Genomic DNA, 227 nt, shown 5'->3' on the forward strand with positions numbered 1-227 from the left:
CCGCCCGCCTTGAGCACCGCCAACAGCGCCACCACCAACTCGATGCCGCGCGGCAGGCATAGCCCCACCCGCGCATCCGGGCCCACGCCCTGCTCGCGCAGGTAATGCGCCAGCCGGTTGGCTCGTGCGTTCAAACCGGCGTAATCCAGCTGCGTCGCCCCGCATACCACCGCGATGGCTGCCGGCGTGGCCCGCACCTGCGCTTCGAACAACCCATGCACCAGGCC

1 protein-coding gene is annotated in these 227 nt (G+C 70.9%); it reads right to left on the minus strand.

The window, feature by feature from the left end; translation table 11 throughout:
- Positions 1–227 (minus strand): AMP-binding protein (locus tag QQJ96_RS06235; RefSeq protein WP_284331105.1); only part of this gene is annotated, 227 nt, incomplete at both ends.

The sequence above is a fragment of the Dyella flagellata genome (genome assembly GCF_030160275.1).
Lineage (GTDB): Bacteria > Pseudomonadota > Gammaproteobacteria > Xanthomonadales > Rhodanobacteraceae > Dyella_B > Dyella_B flagellata.